Raw genomic sequence first — 21,071 nt, forward strand, 5'->3', positions numbered from 1 at the left:
TGCTGATGCTGACGACCCCGGCGGTGGTTCCGACCATGGCGGGGGCGTCGGTCGATCCTGACGGCGCGCTCCACGCCTATGCGCGGGCGCGGATGGCGGACGGGGATGGGGCGCTGGGGCTGGCGGTCGCCAGCTATCGCGAGGCGCTGAAGCAGGACCCGGCGCGGATCGAGATTGCCCGGCGATCCTATGTGCAGGCCCTAGAAAGCGGGGACCGGCTGCTGGCGCGGCAGTCGGCCGCGCTGCTGGACGCGGCAGGATTGTTGCCACGCGACGGCACGCTCCTGCTGATCGGCGAGGCCCTGTCGGCAAAAAATTGGGTCGGCGCGCGGACATTGACCGACCGGATGCTGGAGGAAGGCAATTTCGCGTTCCTGACGCCCATTATCCGCAGTTGGATATCGCTGGGCGAGGGGCGATATGCGCCGCCGGTGATCGATGGCAAGGATCGTTTCGCGGCGCTGGGGTTGCGCTATGCCGATGAACATACGGCGCTACAGGCGCTGGCGCGGAGCGACCTGACGACGGCGGCGCCCGCGACGCGGCGGGCGCTGGCGGTGCGCAGCGGCGATGGCGCGGCGTTGCGGCTGGCCTTTGCCGGGCAATTTGCGGCGCACGGCGCCAAGGCGGAGGCGTTGACGCTGTTGCCGGTCGGCAGCGCCAGTTTCGCGCAGGCGCGCGCCGATATCGCCAAGGGCAAGGGATTGAAGGCGGCCGGCGCGGCGACGACCCCGGCGCAGGGCTTTGCCCGGCTGCTCGCCCGGCTGGCGGTCGATGTGTCGTCCGATTCCGGCAGTTCTGCATTGGGGCTTCGATTGGCGCGGATCGCCACGTTCGCCGATCCCACCGGCCCGGAAATCCATATCGTCGCGGCCCGGCTGCTGACGGCGCAGGGCCATGCGGCGGGCGGCGTCGCGGAGGCGGAGAAAGTCCCGGCCAATGGCTGGTATGGCGCGCTCGCGCAGGCCGAACTGATCGACGCGCTGGCGGCGGCGGGCGACATGGACCGCGCGCTCGCGCTGGCCCGCGCGCAGGCGGCCGAGCCGGGCGCGGAGGCGGAGCGGCAGGTGCGGCTGGGGCGACTACTGGCGCAACGCGACGATTTCGATGGCGCGGCGGCGGCGTTCCGGGCGGCGCAGGCGGGATATGCGGACGATCAATTGCCCTGGACGTTGCTGCTGTTCGAGGGCAGCGCGCTGGAACAGGGCAAAAGATGGGACGAGGCGCGGGCGGTGCTGGAGCGGGCCGCGAAGATCGCGCCCAATGAGCCGGTGATCCTCAACTATCTGGGCTATGCGCAGATCGAGCGGCGGCAGAATGTCGAGGCGGCGCTGGAATTGCTCAAAAAGGCGAGCGCGCTCAAGCCGCAGGACGCATCGATCACCGACTCGCTGGGCTGGGCGCAGTTCGTGACGGGCGATGTCGATGCGGCGGTGCCGGTATTGGAGCGGGCGGCAGCGGCGGCGCCGACCGACAGCACGATCAACGAGCATCTGGGCGACGCGCTATGGGTCGCGGGGCGGCGCTATGAAGCGCGCTACGCCTGGGCGGCGGCGTCGGTCTTTGCCGAGGGCGATGTGGCAGCGCGGCTGGCGGCGAAGCGCAAGATGGGGATGATGCCCGAATATGCCGCACCCTGACGCTGGGCTGGACGTGGACATGTTGACGACGCCTGTCACCGAGATCGCCTACGCCAAGGTCAATGTCGCGCTGCATGTGCGGGCGCGCCGCGAAGATGGCTATCATGCTTTGGAGAGCCTGTTCGTTTTCGCGGAGGATGGCGATCGCTTGCAGGGATGGGCGAGCGACGATGGCGCGATCCACCTAACGATCGACGGGCCGTTCGGGGCGACGCTGGACGCGGGTCCGGACAATCTGGTGGTGCGGGCGGCGCGCGCGTTGCAGGCGTATCTGGGCGAGCAGCGCGGGGCGGCGATACGGCTGACGAAAAATCTGCCGGTGGCGTCCGGCATCGGCGGCGGATCGGCGGATGCGGCGGCGGCGCTGCGGTTGCTGGCGCGGCTGTGGATTGTGCGGATCGATGACGGGGAGTTGATGGGGCTGGCATTGGACCTGGGATCCGATGTGCCGGCCTGTGTGCCCAGCGTGACGCAAATGGTTATGGGGCGCGGCGAAAGGCAGGCGCGCCATGCCGTCGATGGGCTGGACGCATGTTCGATGCTGCTGGTCAATCCCGGCGTCGGCGTGTCGACTGCGCAGGTTTTCGCAGGATGGGACCGGGTGGATCGCGGGCCGTTGGATGGTTCCAGCCTGGGCGTGTTGTGCGCTATGGGGCGTAATGATTTAGAGGCGGCTGCGCTGGCGATCGCGCCGGTGATCGGCGATGTGCTGGCGATGCTGGCGGCGCAGGAGGATGTGCTGCTGGCGCGCATGTCGGGATCGGGCGCGACCTGTTTCGCGCTGTTTCGCAGCGATCGCGCCCTGGCGGCGGCGGCGCAGGCGGTGCGGCGGGCCAATCCCGGTTGGTGGGTGATGGAAACGCGGATCAGGAGCGCATGAGCGAAGCCTATACACAGATTGGCGGCGGCGGACTGGACCTGCTGATCGTGGGGGATCATGCGTCCGCGCATGTGCCGGACGATATCGACCTGGGCATCGACCCGGCGTTGCTGCGCCAGCATATCGCGATCGACATTGGCGTGGCGGAAGTCAGCCGGCTGCTGGCCGGGCAATTAGGTGCGACCGCGATATTGGGCGGCGTGTCGCGGCTTGTGATCGACCTTAATCGGGAGGAAGATGCAGCCGGCTTGCTGCCGGTGATGAGCGATGGCCATGCGATCCCCGGTAATCGCGACGCGGATCTGGCTGCGCGCATGATGCGCTTCCACCATCCCTATCATCATCGGGTGGCGACGCTGCTGGAAGGCATGACGTCGCCCTTCATCCTGTCGGTCCATAGTTTCACGCCGCGATTGGCGAGCGATCCGGGGCAGCAGCGGCCGTGGGATATCGGGGTGCTGTATAACCGGGACGATCGCGCAGCGCGGATCGCCATTCCGCTGCTGGAGGCGGCGGGGCTGATGGTCGGCGACCAGTTGCCCTATGCCGGGACATTGCTCAATGCGACGATGAACCGCCATGCCGAAGCCAATGGCATTCCCTATCTGGGCGTGGAGATGCGGCAGGATCTGGTCGGTGATGCCGAGGGGCAAGCGCGGTTCGCGGCGATATTGGGGCCGGTGGTGCTGGAATGCAGGAGCCGGTTGGCATGATTCGGGTCGCAATGGGGCTGGCGGCGCTGCTGCTGTTGACAGGTTGTGGGGGCGAGGCGGGGTCTTCACGCGATAATTCCGCCGCAGCGGTGGACGTCGCGCAGGTCGATGACGGCAAGGCGGATTGCGCGCTGGCGGGGGCGGGCGAATGGGCGCGCGACTGCCTGGTCGAGCAGGCCGGGGACATGTTGACGCTGCGGCATCCCGATGGAGGTTTCCGGCGCTTTCGCGTGCTGGCGGACGGACGCGGGCTGGAGGCGGCCGATGGCGCGGAGGCGGCGACGCTCAGCATATTGGATGACAAGCGGATCGAGGTGGTCGCGGGCGACGATCGCTATCGGCTGCCGGCGCGGATGGCCGGTTCCGGGCGATGAACGGCGGGCCGATCCTGACGGCGGCGGAGATGCGCGCGGCGGAGCAGGCGGCTTTCGATGCGGGCGTCGATGACTATGCGCTGATGGAGACGGCGGGCGCGGCGGCGGCGGAGATCATCTGGCGCGCCGGGCATAAGCGGGATGCGCTGATACTCTGCGGGCCGGGCAATAATGGCGGTGACGGCTATGTCATCGCGCGGATATTGCGTGACCGCGGGGTGCCGGTGCGCGTAGCGGCTTTGGGCGCGAGCCGGACCCTATCGGGCCAGCGGGCGCGGGCGGCATGGGGCGGGCCGATCGAGGATATGATGCGCGCGGCGCCGGCGACGCAACTGGTCGATGCGCTGTTCGGCACCGGGCTGACGCGCGGGTTGGATGACGCCGTGGCGGCGCGGCTGTGCGTGCTGGCCGGGGCGGCGGCGATCAGCCATGCGGTCGATGTGCCGAGCGGGGTCGATAGCGATAGTGGTGCGATGCTGTCCGCCGTGCCACGTTTCGGCACCTGCATCGCGTTGGGCGCCTACAAACCTGCGCATCTGTTGCAACCGGCGGCGGGGCGTAGCGGGCGATTGGTGCTGGCGGACATCGGCATAGCGGTGTCGAGCGCGGTGCATCGGTTGTGCGCGCCCATCCTTTCGACGCCGGCCGCCGACGCGCATAAATATACGCGCGGCCTGGTGGCGGTGGTCGGTGGCGCGATGCCGGGCGCAAGCCTGCTGGCGAGCATCGCGGCGGCCCATTCCGGGGCGGGGTCGGTGCGGCGCTTTGCGATCGATCGACCGATCGTCGGCCCGCACGCCGTCGTCAATCGCCGGATCGAAGCGCCCGAGGGGATCGGCGAGGCGCTGGCGGACGAACGGATCGACGTCGTGCTGGTCGGGCCGGGGCTGGGGCGGGACGCCGATGGCCGGGCGCGGCTGGCGGCAGCGATGGACGCTGGTCATGCCCTGGTGCTGGACGCGGATGCGCTGACCTTGCTGGGCGAAGAGGGCGCGCGCGCCATTCCTGCGGGCGCGATCCTGACGCCGCATGAGGGCGAATTTCAGCGGCTGTTCGGGGACTTGCCCGGCAGCAAGATCGATAGGGCGCTGGCGGCGGCGCGCCGATCGGGCGCGGTTATGGTCTATAAAGGCGCGGACAGCGTGATCGCGGCGCCGGACGGGCGGGCGGCGGTGGCGTCGGGCGCGTCGCCCTGGCTGTCGACAGCGGGGACCGGCGACGTGCTGGCCGGGCTTTGCGCCGGGCGACTGGCGGTGACGGGCGATCCCTTTCGCGCGGCGTGCGAGGCGGTGTGGTTGCATGGCGAGGCGGCGCGGCGGGCCGGGCCGGCCTTTGTCGCGGATGATTTGCTTGGCGTGCTGCCAGCGGCTATCGCCGCGCGATTGTGACCGATAGCGACAAAGCAACCGATTCCGGCATCATCATCCGCATCGCCGCCAAGGGCGACGGCATCACGGCCGACGGCCGCCATGTCCCGCTGACCGCGCCGGGCGACCGGATCGGCCCCGGCGGCTTGGTCATCGCCGGACCGCATCATGTCGATCCGGCCTGCACCCATTTCCCGGCCTGCGGCGGATGCCAGATCCAGCAACTGGACGAGGCGAGCTATGCCGAATTCGTGACGGCGCGGGTGACCGGCGCGCTGGCGGGGCAGGGCGTGGCGCCTGCCACCGTGCTGCCGCCCCATATCTCCCCACCGATGACCCGGCGACGGGCGGCGTTGCGCGCTGCGCGGGCGGGGAAGCGCCTCACCATCGGCTTTGCCGAGGAGGGCAGCCACCGGCTGATCGACCTGGAAATGTGCGCGGTGCTCGATCCACGGCTATTCGCGTTGGTGGCGCCGCTGCGGGGGCTGCTGGCGACGATCCTGCCCGACAAGCGCGCCGCGCATGTTAAGATGTCTCTGATCGACCAGGGCGTCGACCTGTTGCTGGAGGGGGTAAAGGTCGAGGGGCTGGCGGCGGACGAGGCGCTGGGCGCCTTTGCGCGGGCGCATGGGCTGGCGCGGCTGACCATCGATGAGGGCGACGGCGCGCAGACGCGATGGGAGCCGGAGGCGGCGACGATCAGCTTCGGCGGCGTGCCGGTGGGTTTTCCGCCCTTCGCCTTCCTCCAGGCGACGCCTGATGGCGAGGCGGCGCTGGTCGGCGCGGTGCGCGATGCGCTGCCGGAGACGGGGGCGATCGCCGATCTGTTCGCCGGCCTTGGCACTTTTGCGCTGGCGCTGGGCGACGGGCGGCCGGTCTATGCCGGAGAGGGCGCGCGGGATGCGATCCTTTCGCTCAAGCTCGCGGCCGGGCGGGCGCAACGACGGTTGGCGGCAGATCATCGCGACCTTTTCCGGCGGCCGCTGACCCCCGAAGAGTTGAACCGCTTTGCCGCGGTCATCCTTGATCCGCCGCGGGCAGGCGCGCGGGAGCAGGTGTTGCAACTGGCGGCGTCGGCCGTGCCGGTCATCGCCTATGTGTCCTGCAATCCGGCAAGTTTCGCGCGGGATGCGGCGCATCTGACGGCGGCCGGCTATCGGCTCGATAGTGTCAAGCCAGTGGGCCAGTTCCGCTGGACGACCCATGTCGAGCTGGTCGGCATCTTCCGCAGATAAGACAATCCCTCGCCGCGAGGGGGGAGCGGCGAGGGATTGGCAGTTTTTTGCGTCCCTGCTCGTGGTTGGCCGGGAACAGGCATCCTCTCCGGGGGAACCGGAGTCGGTTTAGCCCAGCTTGATGACGTTTGCGCGACGGCGGACCGGCACGACTTCGGTGTAGAGGCTGGCCATCGGTTCGTCCTCGACTTCGATCGTGGCTTCCGACGTGAAGCCGTTGAAGCCGGTCCGCATCGCCGCGCCATAGGCGCCGAGCATCCCGATTTCGATATAGTCGCCCACAGTCACGTCCGCCGGGAGCATGAACGGGCCGACCATATGGTCCATGTCGTCGCAGGTCGGGCCGTAGAAGGAGAAGGCGGTCAGTTCCTCCTCGCTCTCGTCTTCCCGCAACAGAGCGACGGGGAAGCGCCAGCCGATATGCGCGGCATCGAACAGCGCGCCATAGGCGCCGTCGGTGATGTAGAGTTCAGTGCCGCGACGGCGTTCGACCCGGACGATGATCGAGCTATATTCCGCCGACAGCGCGCGGCCGGGTTCGCACCACAATTCCGACGAATAGCTGACCGGCAGGCTTTCGAAACCGCGATGGATCGCTTCGAAATAATTTTCGAGCGCGACCGGCTCCATGCCCGGATAGATGGACGGGAAGCCGCCGCCGACATCGATGATGTCGACCGTGACCGCCGCATCGACGATCGCGGCGCGGACACGCTCGATCGCATCGCTATAGGCCTGCGGGCTCATTGCCTGGCTGCCGACATGGAAGCAAATGCCCAGCGCGTCGGCGGCCTGACGAGTGGCCATCAGCAGTTCGCGGGTCTCGCCCAGTTCCGCGCCGAATTTCGACGCGAGGGAAAGTTCGGAATGTTCGGACGACACGCGCAGGCGCACGCACAGCTCCAGATCGGTCGCATCGTCGCAGGCGCGCATGATCTTTTCCAGCTCGTCGATCGTGTCGAGCGAGAAGGTGCGCACGCCGTAGCGATGATAGGCTTCCGCGATCGCTTCCTCGGCCTTGACCGGGTGCATGAAGCAGAGTTTGACACCCTCTTCGCCCGCCAGCGTTTCGGCGACCAGACGCACTTCGGCGATAGAGGCCACGTCGAAATGCGTGACTCCGTTAGCGAACAGCGTGCGGATCAGATCGGGTGACGGGTTCGCCTTGACCGCATAGAGCGAACGCCCCGGAAACTTCTCAACGAAGAAACGGGCGGCCCTAGCAGCGGCTGCGGGGCGAATCAGCGTTACCGGGGCTGCCGGTTTGAGGGTGGTCGCTACCCCCAGCGCGCTAGGATGCTTGTGCAATTCAAGGGACCTCCAGTGTAGTTCAGGGCGAAAAGCTGCCTTGCGGTGGAAGTCCCATGGGGCAGCGGACGGTCGATATATGCGGAGGGGTCCCCCCTGTAAAGCGCATGTGAAAATTTTGTTGCGCAGGAGGCTACGAAACGTGCGTTACGAGAGACGGGTCTTGAAATCGCTATAGGAAAAGGCGCGGATTTCCTTGAGTTCATCGGTTTCCGAGTGCCACAGCCAGATGGCTGGAAGAGGCACACCGTTGAAGGTGTTGGTCTTGACCATCGAATAATGGGCCTGATCGAGGAAGGCGATGCGCGCGCCCGGCTCCGCGCCGCCGGGGATTCGATAGTCGCCGATAATGTCGCCCGCAAGGCAGGAGGGGCCGCCGAGTCGGGTGACCGGGCCATCGTCCGGCTCATGCAGCATGGCGGGGCGATAGGGCGCCTCGATCACGTCGGGCATATGGCAGGTGGCGCTGATATCGGTAATGGCGACGGGCATCCCGTTGTCGATCACATCGAGGATTTCGCCAACCAATATGCCCGCGTCGAGCGCCATAGCCTCGCCCGGCTCGATATAGAGGGTGAGGCCGGTCTGCGCCTTGATCCCAGCCAAGAAGGCGATGAGGTCGTCGATCTGGTAATCGGCGCGGGTGACATGGTGGCCGCCGCCGAAGTTGAGCCATTTGAGGCGGTCGATATAGGGCATGACATACGGTTTGATCGCCGCCCAGGTCCGCTCCAGCGGGGGTAGATCCTGCTCGCAAAGATTATGGATGTGCAGGCCGTCGACGCCTTCGAGGTGTTCGGGGCGTAACTGGTTTACCGGGAAGCCCAGGCGGCTGTGCGGTTGTGAGGGATCATATTTCGGCACTTCCCCCTCCGGATGGAGGGGGTTGAGGCGCAGGCCGATGTCGAAGACGCGGCCGTCGGCGCGCGCGGCGTCTATGACGGGCTTCAAACGGGCGATCTGGCCGGGGCTGTTGAAGATCACATGATCCGAAATCTTGAGGATTTCGGCCAGGTCTTCGGGTTTGTAGGCGGCGCAATAGGTCGCGACTTCGCCCTGATATTCTTCATGAGCGAGGCGCGCTTCATAGATGCCCGATGCGCAGACGCCGTCGAGATATTCGCCCAGCACGCCCCCAAGCGACCACATCGAGAAAGCCTTGAGCGCGCCCAGGACCTTGATGCCGGCGCGGTCGCCTATGTCGCGCAGGACGGCGAGGTTCCGCCGTACCGCGGCCTCATCCACCACGAAGGCGGGCGAGGGGACGCGGTAGAGGTCGAAGCGGGCGAAAGCGGCGGGATCGCCGGCACGGGTTTCCATGGGGTAATACTCCATCCTGCCGCGCCGTCACCCCGGCGAAAGCCGGGGTCTCACTTCTTTGTGGCGCCACAGAAGAAAAGAGAGATCCCAGCCTGCGCCGGGATGACCAAGTTTAGAAGGCCAGCGGCGCGTCCAGTTCCTTCACCTGCCAGGGCAGGCCATGCTTGTTCAGCATGTCCATGAAGGGATCGGGATCGAACTGTTCGATGTTGAAGACGCCGCCATTTTCGCCTTCCGGGGCTTTCCACGCCCCGGTCAGCATCAGCGCCGCCCCGATCATCGCAGGGACGCCGGTGGTGTAGCTGACCGCCTGGTTGCCGGTTTCGGCATAGGCTTCTTCATGGTCGCAGATTTGATAGACATAGACGGTCTTTTCCTGACCGTCCTTCTGGCCCGTGGCGATGTCGCCGATATTGGTCTTGCCCTTGGTGGTCGACCCAAGGCTTGACGGTTCGGGCAGCACGGCCTTGAGGAACTGGAGCGGGATGATCTCCTGACCATTGTAGATGACCGGATCGATCCGGGTCATGCCGACATTCTGGAGCACTTCGAGATGCTTGAGATAGGCGTCGCCGAAGGTCATCCAGAAGCGGATGCGTTTGATTTCGGGATAGAATTTCGCGAGGCTTTCCAGTTCCTCATGATACATGAGGTACATGTTCTTTTCGCCGACCTGGTCGAAATCGAACGTCTGTTTGTGGCTCAATGCCGGACCTTCGACCCATTCGCCATTCGCCCAGTGGCGCGAAGGCGCGGTCACTTCGCGGATGTTGATTTCCGGATTGAAGTTGGTGGCGAAATGCTGACCATGGTCGCCGCCATTGCAGTCCAGAATGTCGAGCGTGTCGATCGTGTCGAGCAGATGCTTCTTGATATAGGACGCGAAGACGCTGGTGACGCCGGGGTCGAAGCCAGACCCCAGCAGCGCCATGATGCCGGCTTCCTTGAAACGCTCCTGATAGGCCCACTGCCAGCTATATTCGAACTTGGGCGTGTCGCGCGGTTCGTAATTGGCGGTGTCGAGATAGTCGGTCTTCGTGGCCAGGCAGGCGTCCATGATCGCCAGATCCTGATAGGGCAGGGCCAGGTTCACGACCAGCTTGGGCTGGACCTTCTCGATCAGAGCGATCGTCTCTGCGACATTATCGGCATCGACCTGCGCCACGTCGATGGTCACGCCGGTGCGCGCCAGAACCGATTCGGCGACCTTCTCGCAACTGACGAGGCGGCGGCTGGCGAGCGTGACATGGCTGAAAATATCAGGGTTCATCGCCATCTTGTGGACCGCGACAGACCCGACGCCGCCCGCGCCGATGACCAGAACCTTGCTCAATTCAACTGCTCCATCACTATGGTCGCGCCCGACGCGCGAAAGCGCCCATATAGGGACGTCGCGTGACAGCGCAAAGTCAGACTGTCAGAAGCTGGCGCCGTCGACCTTGTTGATCGTCAATGCGTCGATATCGACCGCTGGCACGCAACGCAGGTTGATCGCGCGCATCTCACCCTGCGGCGACTTGCCGAGCGCGAACGCTTCCGTGCCGCAGGTCTTGCAGAATTGGTGCGTGATCGCGTGCTTGTAGAAAAGATAGTCGGTCAGTTCGTCCGCGCCGCTGTCGAGGGTGAACTGATCCGCCGGCACGAAGGTGAGGACGAAGCCCTTGCGGCTGCAATGGGAGCAGTTGCAGGCCATGGCTTCAGTCGGCGCGTCGGCGGCGACGCTGAACGTCACCGCGCCGCAATGGCAGCTTCCGGTATAGGGCATGTCCGTTCTCCTTTTGATCCATCCTGCGCTAACTCACCAGCTTCTTCAACCCCTCCACCGTATCGGCCTCCGCCGCTGGCTTGTCCTTGCGGATGCGGGCGATGCGGGGGAAGCGCATAGCGAGGCCGGATTTATGGCGTTTGCTGTCGTGGATCGAGTCGAACGCGACTTCCAGCACCAGCGTCTTTTCGACCTCCCGCACCGGGCCGAAACGGGCGACCGTATTCTGGCGCACGAAGCGGTCGAGCCATTTCAGCTCCTCGTCGGTGAAGCCGCTATAGGCCTTGCCCACCGGATGCAATTCGCCGTCCGGGGTCCAGCAGCCGAACGTATAGTCCGAATAGAAGGAGGAGCGTTTGCCGTGGCCGCGCTGGGCGTACATCATGACGCAGTCGGCGGTCAGCGGATCGCGTTTCCATTTGTACCAGAGCGCGGCCTTGCGCCCGGCGACATAGGGGCTGTCGCGGCGCTTGAGCATGACCCCTTCGATCGCGGCGTCGCGCGTGCCGGCGCGGATGTCGGCGAGCGCTTCGAAATCCGGGGCGTCGATGACGGCGGACAGGTCGAAGCGGTTCGGGTCAAGGCCGGGTATAAACGCTTCCAGCCGGGCGCGGCGGTCGGTCCAGGGGAGGGTGCGCAAATCCTCGTCCCCTTCGATCAACAGGTCGTAAAGGCGGACGAAGGCGGGGTAGTCGTCCATCATCCTGGCGCTGACCGTTTTGCGGCCGAGCCGCTGCTGGAGCGCGTTGAAGCTGGCCGCGGCGCCGCCATGTTCGGCGGCGCCCTGCACCTCGCCCTTCACCAGCAATTCCCCGTCGAGGACCGCATGGCCGGTGAAGGCGGCGGCGATTTCCGGGAAACTGCCGGAAATATCATCACCGGCGCGGCTGTAGAGGCGGGTTTCGCTGCCGGTGCCGACGATCTGGATGCGGATGCCGTCCCATTTCCATTCAGCGGCATAGTCAGTGAGGTCGACGCTGTCGGCCTCCAATGGATGGGCGAGCATGAAGGGGCGGAAATAGGGCGTGCCTTCCGGGTCCGGGCGGCCGGTGCGGCCCTCCGCCCAGTCGAACAGGGCGGTGTAGGGCGGGGCGAGCGCGTGCCACACCTGTTCGACATCATCGACGTCTAGGCCAAAGCCCTGGGCGAAGCCGGTTTTGGCGAGGCGGGCGGAGATGCCGACGCGGAGGCCCCCGGTGGCGAGTTTCAGCAGGGCGAAGCGGCCGGAGGAATCGAGATGATCCATCATCTGCGCGAGGGCATCGGGCGCGGCGGCGCGGCTGACACCATGGAGGCGATCGATCACGGCCGCCAGGCTGAGCGAGCCGTCGTCCAGTTCGGCGGTCTGGTCGTCCCGCTTGGGCCAGAGCAGGGCGACGGTTTCGGCGAGATCCCCGACATAGTCGCGGCTCATTTCATAGAGGACGGGGTCGGTGCGGGCGCGGATCATCTCGCCGATGGCGGAGGATTTGACGGCCTTAAGATCGAGATTGCCGGTCAGCGCGGCGAGCGCCCAGCCGCGATCGGGATCGGGCGCGTCGCGCATATAGGCGGCGATCAGGTCCAGCTTGCCGTTGCGGGAACGGGTGTAGACGAGGCCGTCGAGAAGTTGGGAGAATTGCCTCATTTGCGCGCTTCCGTTCTCGACAGGCTCGAACCGAACGGATGTGGGTTGTGCGATCGCATTACGCCTCATCCTCATCTTCGCGGCCGACCAGCGCCAGGGCGCGGGCGCGAATCTGGTGGGTCATGCACCAGTGCAGAAGGGCTTCTTCGCGGCCATGGGTGATCCAGGTTTCGCTCGGCGCGACTTCGCGTATCGTATCCGTCAGTTCGTCCCAGTCGGCATGGTCCGAAATGACCAGCGGCAGTTCGACATTCTTCTGCCGTGCGCGCTGGCGCACCCGCATCCAGCCGGACGCCATGGCGGTGATCGGATCGGGCAGGCGGCGGCTCCAGCGGTCGTTGAGGGCAGACGGCGGCGACAGGATGATGCGGCCGCGCATTTCCTTTGCGAGCACCCCGGTCGCGGGGCGCAGTTCGCCCATGGCGACGCCGAACTCTTCGTATAGGGCGCACATCCTCTCCATCGCGCCATGGATGTAGATCGGATCATGATGGCCGCGCGCGCGCAGTTCGCAAATGACTCGCTGCGCCTTGCCCAACGCATAGGCGCCGACCAGCACGCAGCGGTCAGGATGGACGTGCAACGCGGCGAGCAGCCGGTCCATCTCGCTGCCGGTGTCAGGGTGGCGGAAGACGGGGAGGCCGAAGGTCGCCTCGGTCACGAAGATGTCGCAGGGCACCGGCTCGAACGGCAGGCAGGTCGGGTCGGGGCGGCGCTTGTAATCGCCGGTCACGACGATCCGCTCCCCACCATGCTCCAGCACGATCTGGGCGGACCCCAGCACATGGCCGGCAGGGACGTAGCGGATCGCGACGCCGCCCATGCGCACCTCTTCCCCATAGCCGACCGCGGTGCCGCTGGCGGTGCCGTAGCGCAGCGCCATGATCGCCAGCGTCTCCCGCGTCGCCCAGACATGGCCATGGCCGCCGCGGGCATGATCGGCATGACCATGTGTCACCAGCGCCCGCTCCTGCGGCAGCGACGGATCGATCCAGGCATCGGCGGGACGGACATAGATGCCGGTGGGGTGTGGTTCGATCCAATGGGCCATGTCTGCACAAGATGGGAGAGGGCGCCCTGGTTCCGCAAGGCGACTTCCCCAAAGGCCGTCATCATGGCGTAACCCGTACGTCATGCAGGCGACATGCCATTGCCCTATCCGCGCCGGAACGACCCGGCAGCGAGGAGTGCAGCCATGGCAGCGACGGCGGATCAGACTGGTCATCAGAAAAAGGCTGGCCATCACAAAATCACCAGCGCGGTGCATCGCCACCGGCATCTGTCGAAGCAGGGGTTGCTGGAGCGCGCCTTCACCTTCGCCTTTCGTGGTCTGGTCTATGCCCAGATCTGGGAAGACCCGGCCGTGGATATGGAGGCGCTGGCGATCACGCCCGACAGCCATGTCGTGACGATCGCGTCGGGCGGCTGCAATGTGCTGAGTTATTTGACCGCCGATCCGGCGAAGATCACCGCGGTCGACCTCAATACCGCGCATATCGCGCTCAATCGGCTCAAGCTGATAGCGGCGCAGAGCCTGCCGCACCATGCGACCTTCCACCGCTTTTTCGCGCAGGCGGACAATAAGGCCAATATCGCCGCCTATCGCGACGTCGTGGCGCCGCAACTGGACGAGGCGACCCGGCGTTATTGGGAAGGGCGCGACCTGATCGGGCGGCGGCGGATCGGCGGTTTCGCGCGCGGTATCTACAAACATGGCCTGCTCGGCCGCTTCATCGGCGCGGCGCATCTGCTGGCGCGGTTGCATGGCGTCAATCCCAAGCGGATGCTGGACGCGCGCAGCCGCGAGGAGCAGCGCGAGATTTTCGAGCGCGAGCTGGCGCCGATCTTTGACAAGGGTTTCGTGCGCTGGCTGACCAGCCAGCCGGCGTCGCTGTTTGGGCTCGGCATTCCGCCCGCCCAGTTCGAGGCGCTGGCCGGTGACGCGCGGATGGACAGCGTGCTCAAGACGCGGCTGGAGAAGCTGGCCTGCGATTTCGACCTGAAGGACAATTATTTCGCGGTGCAGGCATTCGGGCGCGGCTATGCAGGGGGTGAGGGACCGTTGCCGCCCTATCTGCAAGCCGCGAACCATGAGGCGGTGCGGGCGCGGGCGAGCCGCGTCGATGTGCGGCACATCAACTTCACCGATTTCCTCGCCAGCCAGCCGGCGGCGTCGTGCGATCGCTATATCCTGCTCGACGCGCAGGACTGGATGGACGACGATCAATTGAACGCGCTCTGGGCGCAGATCACCCGGACGGCCAAGCCGGGCGCGCGGGTGTTGTTCCGCACCGCCGGCGAACCGAGCATATTGCCGGGGCGGGTGGCGGGCGATGTGCTGGACCGCTGGGACTATCGGGCGGAGGCGTCGCGCGACTATACCGCCCGCGACCGGTCGGCCATTTATGGCGGCGTCCATCTCTATGTGTTGAAGCCAAGCCTGTGAGCGATCATGGCGGGTTGATGGACGGGGTCTATCGCTATCAACGGCATATCTACGACCTGACCCGCAAATATTATCTGCTGGGGAGGGACGAGCTGATCGCCGACCTGGCTCCGCCGCCGGGCGGGTCCGTGCTGGAGATTGGCTGCGGCACCGGGCGCAACCTGATCGCGGTGGGCAAGGCGTGGCCGGGCACGCGGCTTTATGGCGTCGACATCAGCCAGGCGATGCTGGAGACGGCGCGGGCGGGCGTGGCGAAGGCCGGATTGGCGGATCGGGTGACGCTGGCGCAGGGGGACGCCTGCGCCTTTGATCCGCAAGCGCTGTTCGGGCGGGCCGGGTTCGATCGGGTATTCATCAGCTATGCGCTGTCGATGATCCCCGATTGGGAGGATGCGTTGACCCAGGCCGCGCAATGCGTAGCGCCGGGCGGCAGGCTGGAGATCGTGGATTTCGGCCAGCAGGATGAATTGCCGGGAGTATGGAAGCGGGCGCTGTTCGGGTGGCTGGACAAGTTCCATGTCTCGCCGCGCCGGGAACTAGCGATCGCGATCGAACGGCTGGCGCACGACATGAGCGGTGAACCATCATGCCATTCCATGTATCGGAACTATGCGATTAGAGGAAGCATAGCCTGGGTCGACCATTTACCTGAGCATTAGATTTCTATTCTCAGGTCAAGTAGTTCCATGGGCCATCATGTCAGTCATGAGCCGTTGGCGAATTCCATCCTGTTTATCCCGGACCATTCCGGGGATCAGAAATGCATCGATCAAAAGCCAGATAAAGCCGATCAAAATGAAATAAGATATTATCTGCAAAATTGCACTGGCAGGTCGGCCGAGATAAAAGCGATGCCCGGACACTATGCCAAGAAAAAACCAAAGCAAGTAAGCCACGGCCGCGCTTGGTCCCTGATTGGTAATCCGCTGTTCAATCAATGTCAGTTGAGCGGTGTTGAGTGCCATTTTTTGCCCCTGTGAATCCCCAACAACATCTTTCTGCTGAAAGATGGAGTTACACAAGTAGGGAAATTGCGCTCTACGACTTGGCTATGTTCCGTTTCCAAGTGCAATCAAAGCAATGCCCTTGAAACTTCTATTCCCAACCATGTTATCAAGCCGCCCGACGCGCGGTCTTTTCCAGTTCCAGCCGATCCCAGATTTCGGCCAGCGCCGACACCAGGTCGCGCATCATCGTTTCGTCATGCGCCGGGCCGGGCGTGAAGCGCAGCCGTTCCGTGCCGCGGGGCACGGTGGGATAGTTGATCGGCTGCACATAGGCGCCATATTCGGCGAGCAATATGTCGCTGATCCGCTTGGCCTTGATCGGGTCGCCGACCATGAGCGGGACGATGTGGGTGACCGACGGCATGACCGGAAGGCCGGCTTCCGCCATCAACTGCTTGAGCAGCGCAGCAGACGCCTGCTGGCCTTCGCGCTCTTCGCTCGATGCCTTGAGGTGCCGCACGCTGGCCAGCACGCCCGCGACCAATACGGGCGAGAGCGAGGTGGTGAAGATGAAGCCGGGCGCGTAGCTGCGGATCACGTCGACGATCATCTGGTCGGCCGCGATATAGCCGCCCATCACGCCGAACGCCTTGCCCAGCGTGCCTTCGATGATGGTGAGGCGGTCCGCGACGTCGTCGCGTTCCGAAATGCCGCCGCCGCGCGCGCCATACATGCCGACCGCATGGACTTCGTCCAGATAGGTGAGCGCATTATACTCATCCGCCAGGTCGCAGATCGCCGCGATCGGGGCGACGTCGCCATCCATCGAATAGACGCTTTCAAACGCGATCAGCTTGGGGGCTTCGGGGTCTTCGGCGGCCAGCAACTCGCGCAGATGTTCGACGTCATTATGACGGAAGACCCGCTTTTCGCAGCCCGAATTGCGGATGCCCGCGATCATCGAGGCGTGATTCAGTTCGTCGGAGAAGATGATGCAGCCGGGCAGCAGCTTGGCGAGGGTGGAGAGCGTCGCTTCGTTCGAGACATAGCCCGACGTGAAGAGCAGGGCCGCTTCCTTGCCATGCAGGTCGGCCAGTTCGCCTTCCAGGTCGATATGATAATGGGTGTTGCCGCCGATATTGCGGGTGCCGCCGGAGCCGGCGCCGACATCGTGCAGCGCCTCTTCCATCGCGGCGACGACCTTGGGATGCTGGCCCATGGCGAGATAGTCGTTGGAACACCAGACGGTGATGGGCTTGGGGCCGTTATGGCCGTGGAAGCAGCGGGCATTGGGGTAGGAGCCGCGATTGCGGAGGATGTCGATGAACACGCGATAGCGACCTTCTTCATGAAGACGGTCGATCGCCTGCGAAAAGATGTGTTTGTAGTTCACTACGCTTCTTCCCGTTTGCCCGCGCGCTGTTGTGCCGCTGCGCCTTCCTCTGCCCGATGCCGCGTTTAACCGCCCCGCCCCGGCTTTACCAGCGATAACCGCTCGCAATTCCAAGGAGGAATAGCTATCAGACTTATCGAAGAAATTGGCCATTGGACAAATGGCCTACCCCCAATCAGAGCGCGTCGATGCGATCGAGGCCATAGCGGGCGAGTGCGGGGCGGAGCGCTTCGACCTTTTCGTCGAGCCGGGTGAAGACGGCGATGCCTGGGCTGGGCGCGTCTGGCCAGGGCTGGCCCTGGGTCAGATATTGGATGCGCCGGGCGATGCCGTCGCCGCCATGGACGTAGCCGATGGGATGCGGGGCGGCCGCCGCCAATTCCGGCTCCACTAACGGAAAATGGGTGCAGGCGAGGACCACCATGTCCATGCGGTCGCCACCGGGCTGGTTGAGCAGGCCCGCCAGCGCATCCCGCGCGACATGGGGATCGAGCGCTTCGCCGCGCAGCTTGGCTTCGGCCAGTTGCACCAGCGCCGCCGATCCGTGGCGCAGTACGATACAGTCCGCGCCATGTTCGGCCGCGAGCCGATCGACATAAGGTTGGCGCACGGTGGCGTCGGTGCCGAGCACGCCGAAGACGCGGTTTTTGGAGAGCAGGGCGGCGGGCTTGATCGCCGGGACAGTGCCGACGACGGGAATGTCGAGCGCGGCGCGGACATGCTGGAGCGCGATGGTCGAGGCGGTGTTGCAGGCGATGACGGCGAGGCGCGGGCGGTAGCGTTCGACCAGCCGGCCAAGTAGCGCGGGGACGCGCGCGGCGATTTCCGCCTCGCTCTTGGTGCCATAGGGGAATCCGGCGCTGTCGGCGGCATAGACGATCGGCGCGGTGGGGAGGGCGGCGCGCGCCGGGGCGAGAATCGAAAGCCCGCCGACCCCGGAATCGAAGAAAAGAATGGGAGCGTCAGAGGCGACCGTCATGGCCGCTGTGTCGCGGCAGGAGGCCGGAGTGTCAACGGGGCTTCAGTTCGCCGAGGCGGGCATGTCGTCCAGCAATTGGCGCAACGCGGCGATCCAGGCGTCATAGTGCGCCTTGTCCGCCGGGTCGGTGGAAAGGCGCAGCAGGTCGAGGTCGCCGCGCAACTGCGCGATCCGCTTGACTGCCAGGGCGTGCTTCACGCCGTCGATCTTCGTCTTGAGCTGATCGATCTCGTCAAATGCCTTTGTGCGCCCAATCCGGTTGCTGTTTCACCAGCAGATCGACCGCATCGAGCAATTTCCCGATTTGCCGGCCATAGCTTTCCTGCGCCAGTATCGCCTGCTCGGTCTGCGGCGCGCTGCTGTTGCTTTCGTTGATCGTCACATTGCCGAACGACCAGCCCGAATTGATCGACTGCCATAATTTCTGCGGGGCCAGCGCCATGCTGGTCCAGGAGCGGGTGAAAGCGTCTAGCGGCATGTCGGTCATGGACGGCTCCGGCAAGGATGCAGAGAGCGTAGGGGCATGACCGCGCAAATCAAGCCTTTGGGCATTGCCCCGCGCGCCTGTCACGCTATGGTCGCGCGCACCATTTAGAGCATGAGAGTCGATTGCATCGGCGTTCCTGCCCTGGTCTTTTGATTTACCGCGTTTTCCGAGCCAGCAGATGTTCCACCTGCCTTGAAAACGCTTTATCGGCGAATTTCATGACACTTCCCTGGCTTCTCCCCACATTCGTCCTGCTTCTGGGCTATCTGCTCGGCTCCATCCCCTTTGGCCTGCTGCTGACGCGCTTTACCGGCGCGGGCGACCTGCGGCGGATCGGGTCGGGCAATATCGGCGCGACCAATGTGCTGCGCACCGGGCGCAAGGGGCTGGCGGCGGCGACCTTGCTGCTCGATCTGCTCAAGGGCGCGGCGGCGGTGCTGATCGGCGCGGCGCTGGTCGATGGCGGCGGGCCGATGGCGGGGGCGATGGCCTTTATCGGCCATTGCTATCCGGTGTGGCTGCGCTTTGCCGGCGGCAAGGGCGTGGCGACGATGATGGGCGTGGTGACGGCGATGTTCTGGCCCGCCGGGTGCATTTTCGCGGCGGTGTGGCTGGCGGCTTTGTTCGGGACGAAATGGTCGTCGGTCGGCGGCATGGCGGCGGCGGTCAGCGCGCCGGTGGCCATGTGGGCGTTCGGGAGAATCGACCTTGTGCCGGTCGCCCTTGCGCTGGGGCTGATCGTGTTGTGGCGACATCGGGCGAATATCGTCCGGCTGATGAAGGGCGAAGAGCCGAAGATCGGCGGGGCCAAAGGCACATCGGCCGAATGAGCGAGCGGGAGCGGTTCGACCGGCTGCGGCTCATCCGCTCCCCCCGGATCGGTCCGGTCAGCTATCGGCAATTGCTCGCGCGGTTCGGGACGGCCGGGGAAGCGTTGCGCGCCATTCCCGATCTCGCGGCGCGGGGCGGCGGGCGCGCGAGCGTGGCCGATGCGGGGGCGGTGGAGAAGGAGATTGCGCAGAGCCGGGCGCTGGGCGCGCGCTATCTGCTGATGGGCGATCCCGATTATCCCGTCCTGCTCGACCAGTTTGAAGGCGCGCCGCCAGCGTTGATCCTGCGCGGCGATACGGCATTGGCGAGCGGCCAGTGCATCGCCATGGTCGGCGCGCGCAAATGCGTCGGCCGCTGCGTGCCGCTTTGCCCGCACATTGGCGCAGGATCTGGGGCAGCGTGGCGCGGTGGTGGTGTCCGGGCTGGCGCGCGGCATCGATACGGAAGCACATCGCGGATCGATCGAGAGCGGGACGATCGGCGTGATCGCCAGCGGCATCGATATCGCTTTTCCGCCAGAGAACCGGGAGTTGCAGGCGCAGGTGGCGGAAAGCGGCCTGCTGGTGACGGAGCATCCGCCCGGCGTCCAGCCGCTGGCGCGCCATTTCCCGGCGCGCAATCGAATCATTGCCGGGCTGGCGTTGGGAACGGTGGTGGTGGAGGCGGCGCCCAAGTCCGGGTCGCTGATTACCGCGCGGCTGGCCGGCGAGGCGGGGCGCGAGGTGATGGCGGTGCCCGGATCGCCGCTCGATCCACGGGCGCAGGGCTGTAACCAGTTGATCCGCGAGGGCGCGATCCTGATCCAGAACGCCGCCGACGTGCTGGAGGCCGTGGGCAGCATCGATCCGCGCATGGTGCGGCAAGGCAGCTTCGATTTTATCGGCGCGCCGGTGTCGAGCGACGTCGCGGCGCAGGAGCGGGCGATAGTGGTCGGGTTGCTGGGACCGGTATCGGTGCCGATCGACGAACTGATCCGCCTGTCTGGCCTGTCGCCCGCGGTGGTGCAGACGGTGCTGCTGGAACTGGAACTGGCGGGCGCGCTGGAGCGGCAGGCGGGCGGGCGGGTCGCTCTGCGGTGAATCATGGCGGCGAAGGCGTTATCGCCTCCGCCGCCCGATCCGCTGCGATTAATGCTGCATACTGTGCTTGAGATCGCGCATCTCGTCATGGCCCTGCTTCACCGAGACATAGCTTTGCTCGATCACGGCGCGAACTGCTGGCGACAGATCGCGATCGGCCATCGCGTCTTCATACTTCGCCTTGATATGATCTTCGCCGGCTTCGACCTCGTTGATGATAGCCTTGTCATCCTTTCCGGTCAGCGTGGCTTTCAGGTTCAGGAACAGGCGGTGGGCGCCGGCCAGAATGGTGCCGTCATCTTCCGGGTTGCCGCCAAGGGCGCGCACTTCCTGCTGGAGACGGGTGACGACCTGACGGCGTTCGGTCGCGCGGCTGGTGAAGAGCGTGGTGAAGCGACCATGGTCGCTGTCCTTCGCCGCCTCGGTATAGCCGTCCGCGCTGTCGAGCGTGGTGGCGATCAGGCCGTTGAGCGTGGAAATGTCATGGCTGTTGGAATCGGACATCGTCATTCCTGTCTAGATGAGGGATGTCGCCGGTCGGGGCGTTCCGGCGATGGGGCTAGAACACTGGTCCGCGGTAAAAGTCGCATGGGTTGCGGCCGCTTTGATTTGCATTAGTGGGATAGTTGGCGGTCAGCGGTCAGATGGTGCTGCGACCGGGATGGATCGACAAGATACTG

21 protein-coding genes and 1 pseudogene are annotated in these 21,071 nt (G+C 65.5%); 10 read left to right on the forward strand and 12 right to left on the reverse strand.

Annotated elements, in window-relative coordinates:
* Positions 1-5: 5 nt before the first annotated feature.
* The 6 genes from V473_RS06140 to V473_RS06165 are packed head-to-tail and all read left to right on the forward strand — an operon-like array spanning position 6 to position 6,209.
* Complete coding sequence (locus tag V473_RS06140; protein WP_066605196.1) at positions 6-1,640, forward strand: tetratricopeptide repeat protein; 1,635 nt, start codon at positions 6-8, stop codon at positions 1,638-1,640.
* Positions 1,627-2,520: a 4-(cytidine 5'-diphospho)-2-C-methyl-D-erythritol kinase gene (locus V473_RS06145; RefSeq protein ID WP_066601554.1), complete on the forward strand. Its 894-nt coding sequence runs from the start codon at positions 1,627-1,629 to the stop codon at positions 2,518-2,520. The genes V473_RS06140 and V473_RS06145 overlap by 14 nt, the downstream gene beginning before the upstream one ends.
* A complete protein-coding gene (locus V473_RS06150; protein WP_066601555.1) occupies positions 2,517-3,233 on the forward strand; it encodes an N-formylglutamate amidohydrolase in 717 nt (238 codons plus the stop codon). The genes V473_RS06145 and V473_RS06150 overlap by 4 nt, the downstream gene beginning before the upstream one ends.
* Entirely contained in the window at positions 3,230-3,607 is a 378-nt protein-coding gene (locus V473_RS06155) for a hypothetical protein (RefSeq protein WP_242496000.1), read from the forward strand. The genes V473_RS06150 and V473_RS06155 overlap by 4 nt, the downstream gene beginning before the upstream one ends.
* Complete coding sequence (locus tag V473_RS06160; RefSeq protein ID WP_066601558.1) at positions 3,604-4,995, forward strand: bifunctional ADP-dependent NAD(P)H-hydrate dehydratase/NAD(P)H-hydrate epimerase; 1,392 nt, start codon at positions 3,604-3,606, stop codon at positions 4,993-4,995. The genes V473_RS06155 and V473_RS06160 overlap by 4 nt, the downstream gene beginning before the upstream one ends.
* The gene (locus V473_RS06165) at positions 4,992-6,209 is read left to right on the forward strand and encodes a class I SAM-dependent RNA methyltransferase (protein WP_066601559.1); all 1,218 of its coding nucleotides are present in this window, start codon (positions 4,992-4,994) and stop codon (positions 6,207-6,209) included. Before V473_RS06160 ends, V473_RS06165 begins: the two co-directional genes overlap by 4 nt.
* 108 nt (positions 6,210-6,317) lie before the next feature.
* Here the strand turns inward: V473_RS06165 and V473_RS06170 are convergent, their stop codons facing one another.
* The 6 genes from V473_RS06170 to V473_RS06195 all read right to left on the reverse strand — a co-directional run bounded on the left by V473_RS06170 (position 6,318) and on the right by V473_RS06195 (position 13,280).
* Complete coding sequence (locus V473_RS06170; RefSeq protein ID WP_066601560.1) at positions 6,318-7,517, reverse strand: type III PLP-dependent enzyme; 1,200 nt, start codon at positions 7,515-7,517, stop codon at positions 6,318-6,320.
* A 147-nt stretch (positions 7,518-7,664) separates the two neighbouring features.
* Positions 7,665-8,837: a carboxynorspermidine decarboxylase gene (locus tag V473_RS06175; RefSeq protein WP_066601562.1), complete on the reverse strand. Its 1,173-nt coding sequence runs from the start codon at positions 8,835-8,837 to the stop codon at positions 7,665-7,667.
* 112 nt (positions 8,838-8,949) lie between these two features.
* Positions 8,950-10,170 (reverse strand): saccharopine dehydrogenase family protein, encoded by a 1,221-nt coding sequence (locus V473_RS06180; protein WP_066601565.1) that lies wholly within the window; start codon positions 10,168-10,170, stop codon positions 8,950-8,952.
* 84 nt (positions 10,171-10,254) lie between these two features.
* Entirely contained in the window at positions 10,255-10,602 is a 348-nt protein-coding gene (locus V473_RS06185) for a GFA family protein (RefSeq protein WP_066601567.1), read from the reverse strand.
* A 28-nt stretch (positions 10,603-10,630) separates the two neighbouring features.
* Complete coding sequence (locus V473_RS06190; RefSeq protein WP_066601570.1) at positions 10,631-12,229, reverse strand: cisplatin damage response ATP-dependent DNA ligase; 1,599 nt, start codon at positions 12,227-12,229, stop codon at positions 10,631-10,633.
* 58 nt (positions 12,230-12,287) lie between these two features.
* Positions 12,288-13,280 carry a ligase-associated DNA damage response exonuclease gene (locus tag V473_RS06195; protein WP_066601573.1) on the reverse strand — a complete coding sequence of 331 codons (993 nt, stop codon included), beginning with the start codon at positions 13,278-13,280 and terminating at the stop codon, positions 12,288-12,290.
* Between the two features lie 144 nt (positions 13,281-13,424).
* On the opposite strand from V473_RS06195, the gene V473_RS06200 reads away from it, so the two are divergent.
* Positions 13,425-14,675 carry a BtaA family protein gene (locus V473_RS06200; RefSeq protein WP_066601576.1) on the forward strand — a complete coding sequence of 417 codons (1,251 nt, stop codon included), beginning with the start codon at positions 13,425-13,427 and terminating at the stop codon, positions 14,673-14,675.
* Positions 14,672-15,334 (forward strand): class I SAM-dependent methyltransferase, encoded by a 663-nt coding sequence (locus V473_RS06205; protein WP_066601579.1) that lies wholly within the window; start codon positions 14,672-14,674, stop codon positions 15,332-15,334. Before V473_RS06200 ends, V473_RS06205 begins: the two co-directional genes overlap by 4 nt.
* Before the next feature lie 15 nt (positions 15,335-15,349).
* Here V473_RS06205 and V473_RS06210 read toward each other — a convergent pair whose 3' ends face one another.
* From V473_RS06210 to V473_RS24360, 5 genes are all read right to left on the reverse strand, one after another.
* Positions 15,350-15,640, reverse strand: a complete 291-nt coding sequence (locus tag V473_RS06210) for a TM2 domain-containing protein (RefSeq protein ID WP_066601585.1) — start codon at positions 15,638-15,640, stop codon at positions 15,350-15,352.
* A gap of 148 nt (positions 15,641-15,788) precedes the next feature.
* A complete protein-coding gene (gene hemA / locus V473_RS06215; protein ID WP_066601587.1) occupies positions 15,789-17,015 on the reverse strand; it encodes a 5-aminolevulinate synthase in 1,227 nt (408 codons plus the stop codon).
* A gap of 175 nt (positions 17,016-17,190) precedes the next feature.
* Positions 17,191-17,994, reverse strand: a complete 804-nt coding sequence (gene murI, locus V473_RS06220) for a glutamate racemase (protein ID WP_066601589.1) — start codon at positions 17,992-17,994, stop codon at positions 17,191-17,193.
* A 42-nt stretch (positions 17,995-18,036) separates the two neighbouring features.
* Positions 18,037-18,192: a hypothetical protein gene (locus V473_RS24355; protein ID WP_244884342.1), complete on the reverse strand. Its 156-nt coding sequence runs from the start codon at positions 18,190-18,192 to the stop codon at positions 18,037-18,039.
* Between the two features lie 34 nt (positions 18,193-18,226).
* The gene (locus V473_RS24360; RefSeq protein WP_244884343.1) at positions 18,227-18,481 is read right to left on the reverse strand and encodes a hypothetical protein; all 255 of its coding nucleotides are present in this window, start codon (positions 18,479-18,481) and stop codon (positions 18,227-18,229) included.
* A 218-nt stretch (positions 18,482-18,699) separates the two neighbouring features.
* On the opposite strand from V473_RS24360, the gene plsY reads away from it, so the two are divergent.
* Together plsY and dprA are read left to right on the forward strand one after the other, a co-directional pair.
* Positions 18,700-19,311: a glycerol-3-phosphate 1-O-acyltransferase PlsY gene (plsY, locus tag V473_RS06230; protein WP_066601592.1), complete on the forward strand. Its 612-nt coding sequence runs from the start codon at positions 18,700-18,702 to the stop codon at positions 19,309-19,311.
* Positions 19,308-20,391, forward strand: a pseudogene (gene dprA / locus V473_RS06235) (DNA-processing protein DprA). Before plsY ends, dprA begins: the two are co-directional and overlap by 4 nt.
* A 48-nt stretch (positions 20,392-20,439) precedes the next feature.
* Here dprA and V473_RS06240 read toward each other — a convergent pair.
* Positions 20,440-20,895, reverse strand: coding sequence for a PA2169 family four-helix-bundle protein (locus tag V473_RS06240; RefSeq protein ID WP_066605199.1), 456 nt, complete (start codon positions 20,893-20,895; stop codon positions 20,440-20,442).
* Between the last annotated feature and the right edge of the window lie 176 nt (positions 20,896-21,071).

Origin of the sequence: Sphingobium cupriresistens LL01 (assembly GCF_001046645.1) — a bacterium.
GTDB lineage: Bacteria > Pseudomonadota > Alphaproteobacteria > Sphingomonadales > Sphingomonadaceae > Sphingobium > Sphingobium cupriresistens.